The organism is Streptosporangium sp. NPDC000396, from assembly GCF_042898655.1.
GTDB lineage: Bacteria > Actinomycetota > Actinomycetes > Streptosporangiales > Streptosporangiaceae > Streptosporangium.
Window position 1 is genome coordinate 66,294 of the sequence record NZ_JBIAZA010000005.1, and the last position, 14,207, is coordinate 80,500.

General features: G+C 69.6%; 13 protein-coding genes. 3 read left to right on the plus strand and 10 right to left on the minus strand.

All coding sequences use genetic code 11. The annotated features are described in order from the left end of the window. Positions 1 to 61: 61 nt before the first annotated feature. Both ACFY2X_RS09680 and ACFY2X_RS09685 read left to right on the plus strand, forming a co-directional pair. Positions 62 to 940 (plus strand): 1,4-dihydroxy-2-naphthoate polyprenyltransferase, encoded by an 879-nt coding sequence (locus ACFY2X_RS09680; RefSeq protein WP_389934996.1) that lies wholly within the window; start codon positions 62 to 64, stop codon positions 938 to 940. 284 nt (positions 941 to 1,224) lie between these two features. Further along, positions 1,225 to 2,127, plus strand: a complete 903-nt coding sequence (locus ACFY2X_RS09685; RefSeq protein ID WP_389934999.1) for an AEC family transporter — start codon at positions 1,225 to 1,227, stop codon at positions 2,125 to 2,127. 159 nt (positions 2,128 to 2,286) lie between these two features. Here the strand turns inward: ACFY2X_RS09685 and ACFY2X_RS09690 are convergent, their stop codons facing one another. Beyond that, positions 2,287 to 2,796: a GNAT family N-acetyltransferase gene (locus tag ACFY2X_RS09690; protein ID WP_389935002.1), complete on the minus strand. Its 510-nt coding sequence runs from the start codon at positions 2,794 to 2,796 to the stop codon at positions 2,287 to 2,289. A gap of 108 nt (positions 2,797 to 2,904) precedes the next feature. Between ACFY2X_RS09690 and ACFY2X_RS09695 the strand changes: the two genes are divergently transcribed. Further along, complete coding sequence (locus ACFY2X_RS09695) at positions 2,905 to 3,588, plus strand: pentapeptide repeat-containing protein (RefSeq protein ID WP_389935005.1); 684 nt, start codon at positions 2,905 to 2,907, stop codon at positions 3,586 to 3,588. A gap of 100 nt (positions 3,589 to 3,688) precedes the next feature. Here ACFY2X_RS09695 and ACFY2X_RS09700 read toward each other — a convergent pair whose 3' ends face one another. The 9 genes from ACFY2X_RS09700 to rbfA all read right to left on the minus strand — a co-directional run bounded on the left by ACFY2X_RS09700 (position 3,689) and on the right by rbfA (position 14,196). After that, a complete protein-coding gene (locus tag ACFY2X_RS09700; RefSeq protein ID WP_389935008.1) occupies positions 3,689 to 4,948 on the minus strand; it encodes a WD40 repeat domain-containing protein in 1,260 nt (419 codons plus the stop codon). A gap of 158 nt (positions 4,949 to 5,106) precedes the next feature. Beyond that, positions 5,107 to 5,844 (minus strand): 4-hydroxy-tetrahydrodipicolinate reductase, encoded by a 738-nt coding sequence (gene dapB / locus ACFY2X_RS09705; RefSeq protein WP_389935011.1) that lies wholly within the window; start codon positions 5,842 to 5,844, stop codon positions 5,107 to 5,109. A gap of 268 nt (positions 5,845 to 6,112) precedes the next feature. Then, complete coding sequence (locus tag ACFY2X_RS09710; RefSeq protein WP_389935013.1) at positions 6,113 to 7,423, minus strand: M16 family metallopeptidase; 1,311 nt, start codon at positions 7,421 to 7,423, stop codon at positions 6,113 to 6,115. Then, complete coding sequence (locus ACFY2X_RS09715) at positions 7,423 to 9,750, minus strand: polyribonucleotide nucleotidyltransferase (RefSeq protein WP_389935015.1); 2,328 nt, start codon at positions 9,748 to 9,750, stop codon at positions 7,423 to 7,425. The genes ACFY2X_RS09710 and ACFY2X_RS09715 overlap by 1 nt, the downstream gene beginning before the upstream one ends. A gap of 321 nt (positions 9,751 to 10,071) precedes the next feature. After that, positions 10,072 to 10,341: a 30S ribosomal protein S15 gene (rpsO, locus tag ACFY2X_RS09720; protein ID WP_389935018.1), complete on the minus strand. Its 270-nt coding sequence runs from the start codon at positions 10,339 to 10,341 to the stop codon at positions 10,072 to 10,074. 223 nt (positions 10,342 to 10,564) lie between these two features. Continuing rightward, entirely contained in the window at positions 10,565 to 11,560 is a 996-nt protein-coding gene (locus ACFY2X_RS09725; protein ID WP_389935021.1) for a bifunctional riboflavin kinase/FAD synthetase, read from the minus strand. A 246-nt stretch (positions 11,561 to 11,806) separates the two neighbouring features. Continuing rightward, on the minus strand, positions 11,807 to 12,706 hold the full coding sequence (gene truB / locus ACFY2X_RS09730; RefSeq protein ID WP_389935025.1) for a tRNA pseudouridine(55) synthase TruB: 900 nt from the start codon (positions 12,704 to 12,706) through the stop codon (positions 11,807 to 11,809). Between the two features lie 12 nt (positions 12,707 to 12,718). Then, a complete protein-coding gene (locus tag ACFY2X_RS09735; RefSeq protein ID WP_389935027.1) occupies positions 12,719 to 13,717 on the minus strand; it encodes a bifunctional oligoribonuclease/PAP phosphatase NrnA in 999 nt (332 codons plus the stop codon). After that, a complete protein-coding gene (rbfA, locus tag ACFY2X_RS09740; RefSeq protein ID WP_389935030.1) occupies positions 13,714 to 14,196 on the minus strand; it encodes a 30S ribosome-binding factor RbfA in 483 nt (160 codons plus the stop codon). Before rbfA ends, ACFY2X_RS09735 begins: the two co-directional genes overlap by 4 nt. Positions 14,197 to 14,207: the final 11 nt, after the last annotated feature.

A 14,207-nucleotide genomic window follows, 5' to 3' on the forward strand; every position in this document is an offset into this window, starting at 1 on the left:
CGGCATTATCGGTCGGTTCCGGCCACCCAGGTCACAAGCGTCCGAGAGGAACCTCCCAACCATGGCCACCCCGAGCCAGTGGATTGCCGGAGCACGTCCGCGCACCCTTCCCAACTCCATCGTCCCCGTCGTCGTCGGCACCGGCGTCGCGATCGGATACGGCGGAGCCGTCTGGTGGCGGGCCCTGCTCGCCCTCTTCGTGGCGCTCGCGCTGCAGGTGGGCGTGAACTACGCCAACGACTACAGCGACGGCGTGCGCGGCACCGACGACAGGCGAGTCGGCCCGATGCGCCTGGTCGGGTCGAAGGCGGCGGCGCCCCGCGAGGTCCTCGCCGCGGCCCTCGGCTGCTTCCTGGCCGCCGCGGTGGCGGGGCTGGTGCTGGTCGTGGTGACGGGAGCCTGGTGGCTGCTGCTGATCGGCGCGGTGTCGATCGCGGCGGCCTGGTTCTACACCGGCGGCTCCAGGCCCTACGGCTACCGGGCGCTCGGCGAGATCTCGGTGTTCGTGTTCTTCGGCCTGGTGGCGGTGGCGGGCACCACGTTCGTGCAGCTCGAATGGCTTCCCTGGACGGCCCTGGTGGCCTCGGTGCCGGTGGGCCTGCTGTCCTGCTCGATGCTGGTGGTCAACAACCTGCGCGACATCGTGACCGACGGCCCGGCCGGCAAGCGCACCATGGCCGTCGTGCTCGGCGACAGCCGTACCCGCGTGCTCTACACCCTCTGCCTGACCCTTCCACTGGTCATCGCCCTGGCCATGGCTCCGTGGCAGCCGTTCGCGGCGCTGGCCGTACTCGCCACGCCGTTCGCGATCCCCCCGATGAAGATCGTCCGGCAGGGTGCCACCGGACCCGCCCTGATCGCCGCGCTCCAGCAGACCGGCCGCTTCCAGCTCGTCTACGGCCTGCTCTTCACCGTCGGCCTGGCCCTCCAGGCCCTTTAAGGCGGCCCTCCAGGCCCTTTAGGGCAGTCCTTCACCACCCGCACCCAGGACGGCTTCACGACCCGGACCGGCGCCAGGGGCCGTACCGCCTGGCATCGGGCCGCTTCGCGGCCACGTCCAGAAGGACCTCTTCACCATCGCCGACGCACCCAAGCTCTCCCGGGGAGAACCCCCGTCCAGCCGGAGTGGAAGCGCGGGCGACATGCCCCCCGGGACCCTGGCGGCGGACATCGGCAAGATACGCTTTGGTCCTGTCGGCGCAAGGAGGCTGCGGTGGTTCCCTATTGATCGCGGCCTTTGTCCCGATCTGGGCGCTGACGCTGCTCGGCTTCATGGCCGGGCGTTTCCGGCTGCTCGGCGCGGAAGCCGACCGGGTGCTCGGCGGCTTCGTCTTCCATCTGGCGATGCCGGCCGCGTTGTTCTCCGTTCTCACCCGGACCCGGCTCTCGTTCAGCGGGCTCGCGCTCGGCGCCTTCGCCGCCAGCACCGTCGTGACCATGGCCCTGGGCTTCGCCCTGAGCCGCCTGGTCTTCGGCCGCAAGCCCGGCGAGGCCACGATCGGCGCGATGTCCGCCGGCTACGTGAACTCCGCGAACCTCGGCATCCCGGTCACGCTGCAGGTGCTCGGTGACGCCACCTTCCTGACCGGGGTGCTGCTGTTCCAGGTCCTGATCATCACTCCCCTGGTGCTCGTCGTCCTGGACCGGGGCACGGGCCACAAGGTCCGGCCGGCCCGGCTGGCGAGCCTGCCGCTGCGCAACCCGGTGATCCTCGGGCTGGCCGCCGGCGCGCTCTGCTCGGCGCTCGGCTGGCACCCGCCGCCGGTGATCGTCGGGCCGCTCTCCCTGCTCGGCAACGCCGCCGTGCCCGCCGCTCTGGTCGCCCTCGGCCTCTCCCTGACCGTGCGCGGCCCGGGTCCGGCGGGCGAGCGGACCGAGGTCGTGGCGCTGTCGGCGCTGAAGCTGCTGGCCCAGCCGCTGCTGGCATACGTGTTCGGGCTGATGATGCGGCTCCACCCGGCCGAACTGCTCGCGCTGGTGGTCTGCGCGGCCCTGCCCACCGCGCAGAACGCCTACATCTTCGCCCGCGAATACGGCCAGGCCGACTCGGTGGCACGCGGAACCGTGATCGCCGGCACCGCGCTGTCGATGCTCACCCTCGCGTCGATTGGCTGGCTCCTGGGCTGATCACGGCGCCCTGACCTTGGCCGACGGCTCCCATGCCAGAAGGTTCAGCGCGTCATGACCTAAAGGATCCGGCGCATCACGACCTCAAGGGGTTCAGCGTGTCATGACCTCAAAAGATCCTGCGCATCACGACCTCAAGGGGTTCGGTGCGTCACAATCTCAGAGGATCCTGCGCATCACGACGCGGGGCGCGAGCTCGATGCCCAGCTCCCGCTCATGAACCACCAGCGCGGCCAGCTCCGGCCCCCATTCGGCCTCGTCGAGTACGGCGAAGCCACGCCGGGCGTACCACGGCCCGTTCCACGGCACATCCCGGAACGTCGTCAGCGTCACGGCCCCGGAACCGGCCGACGCCGCGTGGTCGCAGACCGCCTCCAGCAGCTGCCCGCCGATCCCCTGCCGCCCGTGGTCCGGGTGGACGGCCAGCTGGTCGAGGTGGACGCTGCCGTCCACCCAGCCGATCATGGCGAAGCCGACGGGCGGGGTTCCGGCGACCAGGACACGCGACGGGTCGTCGGTCTCCTCGATCATCGTGGTTCCCGGCGGGAAAGTGATTCCGACCTGGGCGAAGACCCCGTCCGCGGCGACCTCCACCGCCGCGAGTCCCGCCAGTTCTCCCGGCTGGGCCCAGCGGACATTGGCCGAAGCCGGAAATAGCTCGCTTGTCACGAAATCGGACGATACAGCGTGAGCGAATGCGGACCATAATGTTTTTCCGGTTGCGATGATCACCGCAAACCGGCGTCTCACCGTCCCGCCGGGAGTAGGCTCCGGCTCATGCCTTCCCGCGCCCCGCATGCTCGGCCACCGCGGCTGAAAGAACCCGTCGCCCCCCGGCTGCCGGGGTCACTCACCCCCGCCCGTCTCCCCGAACACGACCTGGAGGCCGACGGCATATACCGGTCGCTGGAGTTCAGGGCCGTTGACCTGTCATTCCATGATGCGGACGCGGCCGAATTCGAGGGCTGCCGCCTCGTCGAGACGCGACTCTCAGGCACGACGATGCGGCGGGCCGGTTTCTCGGATGTCGAACTGGAGCGCTGCGACCTGTCGAACATGGTGGCCAGGACGTCGACGATGCACCGCGCCCGGGTGTCCACGAGCCGGCTGACCGGAATGGCCTGGTCCGAGTGCGGATTCCGCGACGTGACCTTCGACGCCTGCCGTGCCGATCTGACAAGCTTCAGATTCTCGGCCTTCAAGAGCGCCGTCTTCCTCGACTGCACCATGGTGGAGGCCAACTTCCAGAACGCGGACCTGCGAGGGGTCCTGTTCGAGCGCTGCGACCTGACGGGCGCCCAGTTCTCCGGGGCGCAGATGGAAGGTGCGCGGTTCGCCGACTGCGTGCTGCTGAAGATCGGCGGCGTGACCAGCCTCAGAGGAGTGACCATCACGAGCCGGGATGCCCAGGGGCTGGTCTACGGCCTGGCCGGCGCGCTGGGAATCACCATCGAAGACTAGGGAGGGTCCCGTGGATCTCGTCCGTCACGAGCGGTGATCCCGATGGACGCCTCGCTAGGCGGAGAATCCTCCGGGAGCCGGTGGAAGTCGATAGGAGGGGTCAACGGCGGGCCAGCACCGCGACCTCGTGGCCGAAGCCCACCACCAGCCGGCCGTCCGGAACCATGGCCACCGCGTGGACCGGCAGCGGGAACACCGCCTCCGGACCGATCTGCTCACCCGTGGCCAGGTCCCACACCCGCACCCTCTTGTCGTCACTGGTGACAATGCGAACGCGGCCGTCCACCACCGCCGCCACCCTCATCCAGTCGGCGTGGGAGATCAGGGAGTCTCCGACCTGCTCACCCGTGGCCAGATCCCACACCCGCACCGGGTCAGCGTCGCTGCTCGTGATCGCGCAGGCGCGGCCGTCCACCACCCCCGTCGTCACCCCGCAGACCCGGCCGGTATGGCTGGTCAGTGGGCCACCGATCCGCTGACCGGTGGTCAGCTCCCACACCCGCACCGTCTCGTCATCGCCATACCCGCTGTGGATGACCGCGCAGGGGCGGCCGTCGACCACCGCCGTCGCCATCAGACGCACCCAGCCGGTGTCGTCGATCAGGGGGTCACCGACCTCCTCACCCGTGGCCAGATCCCACATCCGCACCGTCTTATCCAGGCCGTGGGTGATCGCGCAGACGCGGCCGTCGACCACCGCCGTCGCCTGCAGCCAGCCGGTGTGGGGAATCAGGGGGTCACCGATCTGCTGCCTGCTGGTCAGATCCCACACCCGCACCGTTTCGTCGGCACCGCCGGTCACCGCGCGGACGCGGCCGTCCACCACCGCCGTCGCCACCGCGCACACCGGGTAGACATGGCCGATCAAAGGCCGGCCGACCGGCTCACCCGTGGCCAGATCCCACACCCGCACCGTGTCATCGGCTGCGCCGGTGAGCACGCAGACGCGGCCGTCGACCACCGTCGTCGCCAGCGCAGACACCTTGCGGAAGTCGCTGGCCAGGGTATGCCGGAAGCGGGAGTCGAGCAGGGAGCCGGTGGCCCACTCCACGCCCCACCCTGCGGCGGGTTCGTCCTGCACCGCCACCGCGCTGATCCGCGCCGACAGCTCCCGGTCCCCGTACCGCGCCGCGTCCAGCGCCAGCAACTGACGGCGCACCCCCGCGGTGGTGTCACGGTGCAGGTGCGCCGAGGTCCGGTACACCGCCGCCGCCAGCCGCGCCGCGGGACCCGACGCCGCGTCCAACAGCGCCGTCACCTGCCCGGGATCGGCGTGAACCAGGAAGCCTGGATCGGTCAGCCGATCATCCACCCTGGTGCGCTTGGCACGCGGGCCGCCACTGCGCAGATCGTCAGACATGCCTGGCACAGTAACGGTCCCCGCCGACGCAGCGCGCCCACCGGCCACCTCAGCGGCCGAACCTACGGAGGTGATTACGTGAATACACGTAACCCACAAGCCGGGAAACACCTTCTCTTCCCGTCGGCGTGGCGCTTCGGCCTTGGCGAGCGTCCCGCCTACAGGTCGAGCAGGCGCTCCAGGCCCACGGTCAGACCGGGCATCTCCCCGACCCGGCGCACGCCCAGCAGCACGCCCGGGGTGAACGACGAGCGGTTCATGGTGTCGTGGCGGATGGTGAGGGTCTCCCCGTCACCGCCCAGCAGCACCTCCTGGTGAGCGATCAGCCCGGCCAGCCGTACCGAGTGCACGTGGACCCCGTCCACGTCCGCGCCCCGGGCACCGTCCAGCTCGGCGGTGGTGGCGTCGGGCATGGGAGCGGCCCCGGCCTTGCGCCGCGCCTCGGCGATCAGCTCGGCCGTACGGCGAGCGGTGCCGGAGGGCGCGTCGGCCTTGTTCGGGTGGTGCAGCTCGACGATCTCGACGGAGTCGAAGTAGCGGGCGGCCTGCTGGGCGAAGTGCATCATCAGCACGGCCGCGATGCCGAAGTTGGGCGCGATCAGCGCGTTCGTGCCGGGATTGGCGTCCAGCCAGCCCCTCACGGTCGCCAGGCGCTCGTTGTCGAAGCCGGTGGTGCCGACCACCGGGTGGATGCCGTGGGAAATGCACCATTCGAGGTTGCCCATGACCACGTCGGGGTGGGTGAAGTCCACCACCACCTCGGAGCCCTCAAGGCCCTCGATCGGGTCGTCCTTGTCGACGGCCGCGACCAGCTCCAGGTCGTCCGCCGCCTCGACGGCCTTGCACACTTCGACACCGACACGCCCGCGGGCGCCGAGAACTCCAACCCTGATCACGGCCTAAGGGTATACCTTTCGCTTCCCGCGGCTCACCGAGGATCGCCTGGTAGGCGCCGATGCGTGCCGCCGGTGGAAGAGCCTGTGGAAGCGAAAGCGGCCCCGGCGCCTTCCGACGCCGGGGCCGCTCATGCCGGAGCGCCAGTGCTGCGACCGGGAACGCTCACCGGTCCGGCGCGCTCGCAGGCACCGGCCGAGATCGCGTCACCGCTCGCCGGATCGATGCCGTGAGGCCGCGCCGACCCGGCGAAAGCATGCGGTCACCGCACTAGTCGTTCAGGGCCCAGCTGAAATCCTTGTCCTCATAGGGGCCGATGACCGCGAGGGTCAGCGGGCGGTTGAAGACGTCCCAGGCGACCGCGGTGATCTCGTCCGGGGTCACCGCGTCGATCCTGCCGAGGATCTCGTCGACCGACAGGTGCTCGTCGAAGACGAGCTCCCCCTTGCCGATCCTGGACATCCGGGAGCCGGTGTCCTCCAGGCCCAGCACGAGGCCGCCGCGCATCTGACCCTTACCGCGGACGATCTCTTCCTCGGTGATGCCGTCGGCCACCACCCGGAGGAGCTCCTCCCGGCAGATCTTCAGCACGTCGTCGATCTTCGACGGCAGGCAGCCGACGTAGATGCCGAACTGGCCGGTGTCGGCGTAGGCGGAGGTGTAGGAGTATGCCGAGTAGGCCAGACCCCTTTTCTCCCTGATCTCCTGGAACAGCCGCGAGGACATGCCACCGCCGAGCGCCGCGTTGAGCACGCCGAGCGCGAAGCGGCGGTCGTCGGTGCGGGTGAGGCCGGTCGTGCCGAGGACCAGGTTGGCCTGCTCGGTCGGCCGGTGCATCACCCGGACGCCGGAACGGGCCTCGGCTCCGGGTCCGGAAATGCGCGGGGAAATCGGCGAGGCGTCTCCGCCGAGAGCTCCGGCCCGCTCGTAGGCCGCGGCGACCAGGGCCACGACCTGCTCGTGGGTGACGTTGCCCGCCACCGACACCACGGTGTGCGTCGGCAGGTAGTAGCGCCGGTAGTATTCCGCGATCCGGTCACGGCTGACGGCGTTGATCGAGTCGACCGTGCCGAGGATCGGCCTGCCGATGGGCGTGTCGCCGTACAGCTCGGCGGAGAACTGCTCGTGCACCACGTCCGAGGGGTCGTCGTCGTGCATGGCGATCTCCTCCAGGATCACGCCACGCTCGGCCTCGACATCCTCCGGGGTGATGAGCGAGGAGGTCACCACGTCGGCGAGCACGTCGATCGCCACCTGCAGGTCCTCGTCGAGGACCCGCGCGTAGTAGCAGGTGTATTCCTTCGCGGTGAAGGCGTTGATCTCGCCGCCGATGCCCTCGATGGCCGCGGAGATCTCCAGTGCGTCCCGCGTGGGGGTGCCCTTGAACAGCAGGTGCTCAAGGAAGTGGGAGGCCCCCATGTGCTCGGGGGCCTCGTCTCTCGATCCGATGCCGACCCACATGCCGACCGCGACGGAACGCACGGTCGGCATGGACTCGGTCACCACCCGGAGCCCACCGGGGAGGACGGTGCGCTGCACAACCCCGGCGCCGTCCTTGCCGGAATGCAAAGTGGTGGTCATCACGAGTTACGGTCTTCTCCACCGCGGTTGCCACCGCTGCTGCGGGTGCGGGTGCGACGGGGCCGCTCCGCACGGGGCTGCTCCTCGTGGGGGCGGTCCTCGGCGGGCGCCGCGGGCTGCTCCTCGGAGGCGTCTCCCTCGGCCTTGGCCGCGGCCTCCTTCTCGACGACCTCGACGGGAACCAGGGAGAGCTTGCCGCGCGCGTCGATCTCGGCGATCTCCACCTGGATCTTCTCGCCGACGTTCATGACGTCCTCGACGTTCTCGATGCGCTTGCCGCCGTGCAGCTTGCGGATCTGGGAGACGTGCAGCAGGCCGTCCTTGCCCGGCATGAGCGAGATGAAGGCACCGAAGGCGGCGATCTTGACGACCGTGCCCAGATAGCGCTCGCCGACCTCCGGCATGTGCGGGTTGGCGATGGCGTTGATCGCCGACCGGGCCGCCTCGGCGGACGGGCCGTCGGTGGCGCCGATGTAGATGGTTCCGTCGTCCTCGATCGTGATCTCGGCGCCGGTGTCGTCCTGGATCTGGTTGATCATCTTGCCCTTCGGGCCGATGACCTCGCCGATCTTGTCCACCGGGACCTTGATCGTGATGATGCGCGGAGCCGTCGCGTTCATCTCCGCCGGGGAGTCGATGGCCTCCTGCATCACGTCGATGATGGCCAGGCGGGCGCCCTTGGCCTGCTTCAGCGCGGCGGCCAGGACCGAGGCGGGGATGCCGTCGAGCTTGGTGTCGAGCTGGAGCGCGGTGATGACGTCCTTGGTTCCGGCGACCTTGAAGTCCATGTCGCCCATGGCGTCTTCGGCGCCGAGGATGTCGGTCAGCGTGACGTACTGGTCGCCCTCGTTGATCAGGCCCATCGCGATGCCCGCGACGATGCCCTTGAGGGGGACACCCGCGTCGAGCAGCGCCATGGTCGAGGCGCAGACCGAGCCCATGGAGGTCGAGCCGTTGGAGCCCAGTGCCTCGGAGACCTGGCGGATCGCGTAGGGGAACTCCTCGCGGGACGGCAGGACCGGCACGAGCGCCCGCTCGGCGAGCGCGCCGTGACCGATCTCGCGGCGCTTGGGCGAGCCCACGCGGCCGGTCTCACCGGTGGAGTAGGGCGGGAAGTTGTAGTTGTGCATGTAGCGCTTGGTGCGCTCGGGGTTGAGCGTGTCGATCATCTGCTCCATGCGGAGCATGTTCAGCGTGGTGATGCCCAGGATCTGGGTCTCGCCGCGCTCGAACAGGGCCGAACCGTGCACCCGGGGCACGACGTGGACCTCCGCGTTGAGCTGGCGGATGTCCTTGACACCACGACCGTCGATGCGGACGCCCTCGGAGATGACCCGCTCACGCATGAGCTTCTTGGTCAGCGAGCGGAACGCGGCGCCGATCTCCTTCTCGCGGCCCTCGAAGTCGGGGCCGACCTTCTCCAGCGCCAGGTTCTTCACGCGGTCGAGCTCGACCTCGCGCTCCTGCTTGCCCGCGATGGTCAGCGCCGTGGCGAGCTCGCTCTTCACGGCGTTGGTCACGGCCTCCAGGACGTCGTCCTGGTAGTCGAGGAACAGCGGGTATTCGGCGGTCTCCTTGGCGGCGACCTTGGCGAGCTTGGACTGCGCCTCGCACAGGACCTTGATGAACGGCTTGGACGCCTCCAGGCCCTGGCCCACGGTCTCCTCGGTCGGCGCCACGGCGCCGTCGGCGATGAGCTTGAGCGTGTCACGGGTGGACTCGGCCTCGACCATCATGATCGCGACATCGCCGTCGTCCAGGACGCGACCGGCGACCACCATGTCGAAGGTGGCGTTCTCGAGCTCCGCGTGCGTCGGGAAGGCGACCCACTGACCCTCGATCAGCGCCACGCGGACGCCGCCGATCGGGCCGGAGAAGGGCAGCCCGGCGAGCTGGGTGGACAGGGACGCGGCGTTGATCGCGACCACGTCGTACAGGTGGTCGGGGTTGAGCGCCATGACGGTCGCGACGACCTGGATCTCGTTGCGCAGGCCCTTGACGAACGACGGGCGCAGCGGCCTGTCGATCAGACGGCAGGTGAGGATGGCGTCCTCGGAAGGACGGCCCTCACGGCGGAAGAAAGAGCCGGGGATGCGGCCGGCGGCGTACATCCGCTCTTCGACGTCCACCGTGAGCGGGAAGAAGTCGAGGCTCTCCTTGGGACTCTTGGAGGCGGTGGTCGCGGACATGACCATCGTCTCGTCGTCCAGGTAGACGACGGCGGAACCCGCCGCCTGGCGCGCGAGCCGCCCGGTTTCGAACCGGATGGTCCGTGTGCCGAAAGAGCCGTTGTCGATAACGGCTTCACTGCTGTGGACACCCTCCACGGGGGACCTCCTTGTGGGTCGGTCGCCCGCGCCCGCTCAGGCGCGCCTTCAGGCGCCTGAGTCGTCTTCGTCGCCGGCTCCCCGTGGGTGCAGCGCCGGTCTTCGATTGAAGCGCCCGGTTCCGTATGGCTCAAACCATGATGACCGGGGGCCACTACCGAGGACCGGCCCTCTGACGCCGTGGGGCGCTCTTGCTGATGGACGCGGGGCACTATCTCGGCTATTCAGTTTGCTCACTGGAGCGGTGTCTTCATCGCGCGACGCGCCGACATCCGTCCATATGAGATGAGGGAGCGGCGCGAGCGCCGCTCCCTCATGATTCTATCGGCGCAGGCCGAGCCGCTCGATGAGCGAACGGTAACGCTCGATGTCCTTGCTCTGCAGGTACTTGAGCAGACGACGGCGACGACCGACGAGCAGCAGCAGGCCGCGGCGGCTGTGGTGGTCGTGCTTGTGCGTCTTCAGGTGCTCGGTGAGCTCGCTGATGCGCTTGCTGAGCAGCGCGATCTGCACCTCGGGGGAACCGGTGTCGGTCTCACCCTTGGCGTACTCACTGATGATCTGCTTCTTGGCGGCGGTGTCGAGCGACACTTCTCTCCTTGAACCTCTACGGGCACGCGCGGCTTCAGACGTCCGAACGACCGTGCGTGCCTACAGTCGCCGTGACGAGATCAGCGCCGGGGCTGTGACACCACCGGTTACAGAGCTGACATGCCAGGTTACCATCAGGCCTCACGCTCGCGCACATCCCGGAAAAACGCAGGTCAGATCGCCCCGCGCGCCCATGTCCCGCCGCCTGAGGCGGCGGGTGCCGTCACGCGCCCTGGGCGTCGCCCTCGAGGTCCTGGACGCCGCCTTCGGAGGTGAGGCGGCGGGCTTCGTCCACGTCCGCGCGTATCTGCTCGATGAGCGCCTCGATCGAGTCGAACCTGACGTTGCCCCGGAGCCGGGGCCCGAAGTCCACAGCCACGTGGGCGCCGTAGAGCTCCAGGTCGTCGCGGTCGAGCGCGTAGGCCTCGACGGTGCGGGGCACGCCTTCGAAGGTGGGGTTGGTCCCCACCGAGATCGCGGCGGGCCAGCGCTCGCCGTCGTAGACGGCAGGCAGGTTGCCCGTCGAGATGCCTTGCAGCCAGCCGGCGTAGACGCCGTCGGCGGGGATCGCGGTGAAGTCCGGCGACTCCACGTTGGCCGTCGGGAAGCCGAGCTGGCGACCACGCTGGTAACCGCGCACGACCACGCCCTCGACCCGGTGCGGGCGGCCGAGCGCCTCGGCGACGGCCTCCATGTCCCCGGCGGCGAGCCGCTCGCGGATGAGGGTGGAGGAGATCGTCTCCCCGTTGCTCACCAACGGGACCGCTTCCGCCACGAAGTCGTATTTCTCGCCGAGGGTCTGCAACGTCTCGACGTCGCCGGAGGCCTTGTGGCCGAAGCGGAAGTTCTCCCCCACCACGACCCCGGCCGCGTGCAGCCGGTCCACCAGCACGGTCTGCACGAACTCGTCCGGGGTCATCCGGGAGAACTCCAGGGTGAACGGCAGCACGCACACCGCGTCCACACCCAGGGCGACGAGCAGCTCGGTGCGATGCCTGGCCGTCGTCAGCCGCGGGGGGTGCGTGCCCGGCCGCACCACCTCCTCCGGATGCGGATCGAAGGTCACCACGACCGAGGGCACTCCGAGGTCACCGGCCATCTCAACGGCACGGGCCACCATCTTCTGGTGGCCGCGGTGAACGCCGTCGAAGACGCCGATCGTGATAACGGACCTGCCCCAGTCTTCGGGCACGTCGTCCAATCCGTGCCAGCCTCGCACCGCAGCCTCTTCCCCTTGTAGCGGATCGACCCCTAAAGCCTGCCATGCTCCCGGGCCCTGTCCCCAATCGGGGAGCCTATACGGAAAGCGGTGGGCTGCCCGACATCGGCCGCGAGAGCCGGGCCGCGCATTCCCGCCCCGCACCGCTCCCGGACGATCAGGTCGCCGCCGGATGCGCTCGGATCGCGGTGCTCAGAAAGAGGCTCAGAAAGAGGCGCAGAGAGGGTCGGCGACACCCCGACGAGGTCAGGGGACGAAGACCGCCAGCGACTTCATGATCTTCCCGTGTTCCTCGGCCAGGGCCACCAGCGTGCCGTCCGGGCCGAAGACACCGATCGGGCCCTTGCCCAGCCCCAGCGAGGGCAGCCGCCCGCCGTGTGCGACGGTGCTCGCCTCCTCGGCGGTCACGTCGCGCCGGGGGAAGGCCGCCGCCACCGCGTCGGCCATCGGCAGGATCACGCACTCGGCGGAGAGCTGCTCGATGGTGTGCGCCGTCGACAGGTCGTAGGGCCCCACGCGGGTGCGGCGCAGGAAGGTCAGGTGACCGCCCACGCCCAGGTCGGCGCCCATGTCACGGGCGAGCGCGCGGATGTAGGTGCCGCTGGAGCAGGTCACCGAGGCGTCGACGTCGATCAGGTCGCCCTGGCGGCGGATGTCGGTGATCTCAAAGCCCGACACGGTCACCGGACGCGCCTGAAGCTCCATCTCCTCCCCCGCCCTGGCCCGCTTGTAGGCGCGCTCGCCGTTCACCTTGATGGCGCTGACCTGCGGCGGAACCTGCATGATCCGGCCGGTCAGGGCGGCGACCGCCTTCCGGATCTCCTCCTCGGTCACCTCGGCCGCCGAGGCCGTTCCGGTGATCTCGCCTTCGGCGTCGTCGGTGTTGGTGGACTGGCCGAGCCGGATCGTCGCGTCGTAGCCCTTCTCGGTGAGCGCGAGGTGGCCCAGAAGCCGGGTCGCCTTCTCCACGCCGACCACCAGCACTCCGGTGGCCATCGGATCCAGGGTGCCCGCGTGGCCGACCTTGCGGGTGCCCGCGATGCCGCGGAGCTTGCCGACCACGTCGTGCGAGGTCCACTCGGCGGGCTTGTCCACAATGATCAGCCCGCTCGGCGGCGGGGTGCGCTTGGCGCGAGCCGTACCCATTTGAAATTCCTTCTACAAGAGTGCGCGAAGACCGGCCATCGTCTGCTCGACAGGCAGGTGAGAGGTGAAACCCGCCGCCTTGGTGTGCCCGCCGCCGCCCAGCGCGCTGCAGACGCGGGAGACGTCCACCCCTCCCTTAGAGCGGGTGGAGACCTGCCAGGCGCCGTCGTCGTCCTCTTTGAGTATGACCGCCACGTCGGCCTCGTCGGTGCGCCGGACCACGTCGATGATCCCCTCCACCTCGTCGTACGGCAGGCCGTACGCGGCCCGGTCGGCCCGGGTCACGAACGTCCAGACCAGCCCGCCGCCCACCTCCGGCTCCAGCTTCACCCGGTCCAGGACCGCGCCGAGCACCTTGAGGTAACCGAACGGGGAACGGTCCCACAGCTCCCGCGCGATCTCCTCGGGGTTCAGCCCGGTGGCCAGCAGCCGGGCCGCCATGGCGTGCACGCCGGGAGTGGTGGAGGAGTGCCGGAAGGAACCGGTGTCGGTGACCAGCCCGGCGTAGAGGCCGGTCGCGACGGCCCTGTCGACCGGCAGGCCGAGCCGGTGGATCAGATCCTCGGCGAGCACGGCGGTGGCCGCCGCGGCGGGGTCGACCAGGTTGACCGTGCCGAACCCGGTGTTGGACCGGTGGTGGTCCACCACGACCAGCTCGCGGGCCTTACCGGCGTTGCCGCTCAGCATGCCGAGCCGGTCGACGATGGGGACGTCGAACGTCACCATCAGCTCGGGCGCGGCCGGGTAGTCCCCGGGCTCGACCAGAAGGTCCTGGCCCGGCAGGAACCGCAGCAGCCGCGGCACCGTGAAGCGACGTTCCCCGAAGGAGGCCGTGACCTGCTTGCCCGCCGCGCGCAGCGCCAGCCCGACGGCCAGCATCGAGCCCAGGGCGTCGCCGTCCGGCGAGATGTGGCAGGCCAGGGCGATCTCATCCGAGGATGAGATCAGCTCAACGGCCCGGTCCCAGTAACGACCGGGGACCGGACCGCCGTAACGCGGGTCAGGCGTCACGTCGCGGGGTATCCCGCGTGCTCTGACGGCTCATCGTCGCTCTCCTCCGATTCCCCGCCGTTCTCCTCAGGCTTGCGGTAGGGGTCGGCCTCCCCGGCGTGCTGCGCGCCTTCGGCCTGCTTGGCGATCTCGGCGTCCCTCGCCTTCGCCTCGGCGAACAGGCCGTCGAGGTGGCGGGCGCTGTCAGGGAGCGGGTCGTGGGTGAACGTCAGCGTCGGCGTGTGGCGCAAACCCGTCTGACGGCCCACCTCCGAGCGGATGAGCCCCTTGGCGCTTTCCAGCGCCGCGGCGGAGTCGGCCCGCTCGGCCTCCGAGCCGAACACGGTGTAGAACACCGTCGCCTCGCTCAGGTCGTTGGTGATCCGGGCGTCCGTCACGGTCACGAAACCCAACCGAGGATCCTTAATTCGGCGCTCCAGCATCTCGGCTACCACCTGCTGGATCCGGTCGGCGATCTTACGTGCGCGTGCGGCGTCCATATCGCTCCCCC

Excerpts from the sequence above, each read along its gene's own strand:
- ACFY2X_RS09680 (WP_389934996.1), top strand. The coding sequence starts at position 62 with ATGGCCACCCCGAGCCAGTGGATTGCCGGAGCACGTCCGCGCACCCTT.
- rbfA (WP_389935030.1), bottom strand. The coding sequence starts at position 14,196 with ATGGACGCCGCACGCGCACGTAAGATCGCCGACCGGATCCAGCAGGTG.
- truB (WP_389935025.1), bottom strand. The coding sequence starts at position 12,706 with ATGGGTACGGCTCGCGCCAAGCGCACCCCGCCGCCGAGCGGGCTGATC.
- ACFY2X_RS09710 (WP_389935013.1), bottom strand. The coding sequence starts at position 7,423 with ATGACCACCACTTTGCATTCCGGCAAGGACGGCGCCGGGGTTGTGCAG.
- ACFY2X_RS09700 (WP_389935008.1), bottom strand. The coding sequence starts at position 4,948 with ATGTCTGACGATCTGCGCAGTGGCGGCCCGCGTGCCAAGCGCACCAGG.
- ACFY2X_RS09695 (WP_389935005.1), top strand. The coding sequence starts at position 2,905 with ATGCCTTCCCGCGCCCCGCATGCTCGGCCACCGCGGCTGAAAGAACCC.